This is a genomic window from Shewanella sp. 11B5 (genome assembly GCF_002836795.1).
In the GTDB taxonomy this organism is placed as follows: Bacteria; Pseudomonadota; Gammaproteobacteria; order Enterobacterales; family Shewanellaceae; genus Shewanella; species Shewanella frigidimarina.
Genome location: NZ_PJAP01000066.1, coordinates 1 through 1,394, shown reverse-complemented (window position 1 = coordinate 1,394; position 1,394 = coordinate 1). Strand labels below are relative to the sequence as shown.

Genomic DNA, 1,394 nt, shown 5'->3' with positions numbered 1-1,394 from the left:
TGTTGGCTAAGCTGACGCACATCAATACCATCAATAGTGATAGACCCACGGTCAACATCATAAAAGCGGAATAACAATTTAATGATTGTTGATTTACCTGCGCCACTGTCGCCCACTACGGCAATTTTTTTCCCTGCTGGCACATCAAAACTGACACTGTTTAAAATAGCGCGTTGATCGTAATGAAAGCTTACATCGGTGAATTTTATCGCTCCGACAGTGGGACTGGCTTCAATTGCATCGACATGGTCTAACACTTGTGGTTGTTTGGCTAAAATATCAAACATACGTTCAATGTTAGCTAATGCTCCACGGATTTCGCGGTAAACAAAGCCTAAAAAATTTAATGGAATAAACAGCTGCATCATAAAAGCATTAATGAGGACAAAGTCACCAATTGTCATCGATCCTTGGCTCACTTCATAAGCAGCCAGCCCCATCATCGCCGTCATAGCAACAGCAATAATTAATGCCTGACCACCGTTAAGAGCAAACAATGATAAGCGGTTTTTCCGCTTTGCCACTTCCCATTGTTCAAGTGCAGAATCATATCGTTGTGACTCAAATTCTTCATTGTTAAAATATTTTACAGTTTCATAATTTAACAAACTATCGATTGAACGAGTATTAGCTAGCGAGTCAGCTCTTGCAGCATCACGCACATAACCGGTGCGCCACTCTGTTGCCACAATTGAATAACCAATATAGGCAACCACAGAAAACAAGGTGATCAATGCAAAACTGACGCCATAGTTATAAAAGAAAATACCAATCACTAAGGCAATCTCAAGCAGTGTTGGCACAATATTAAATACCATAAAGCGCATTAAAAAACTGACGCCACTGGTGCCACGTTCAATATCGCGAGACAGGCCACCGGTACGGCGATCTAAATGAAAATCAAGATCGAGCCGATGTAAATGTTCAAAAACAGCCCTTCCAAGGCGGCGAATTGCTCGTTCAGTAACGCGGCCAAATAACGTATCCCGTATCTCGCCAATAATGACATTGAGCAAACGGACCATGCCATAAGCTAGCACCAATCCGATAGGAACGGCGATGATCTGGGCTGCGGATTGCTTATCCAGCGTGTCGACTAATTCTTTCAGAATAAATGGCAGCCCAACACTCGCGATTTTAGCAACGATTAAGCAAATCATGGCTAACAAGACTCGTGCTTTAAATTCTAATAAATATGGCCATAATAATCTTAAAACATGCCAATTTAACTTCCCTACCGGGCCTTCGAAGTACGCAGAAGGTCTCATTTATGCTCCAGTTAATGACTACTGCTATAGGCAGTTCACCACGATCTAATATTGATTGTCTTATTATATGTCATTTTCTAATCAGACATCGGTCACATTACGATGGATTAAGTCCGCACTCATTTT

1 protein-coding gene is annotated in these 1,394 nt (G+C 41.5%); it reads right to left on the bottom strand.

The window, feature by feature from the left end:
• The coding region (locus tag CXF78_RS00540) for an ABC transporter transmembrane domain-containing protein (protein ID WP_102035689.1) at window positions 1-1,268 on the bottom strand (1,268 nt) is incomplete at its 3' end.
• Window positions 1,269-1,394 lie beyond the last annotated feature (126 nt).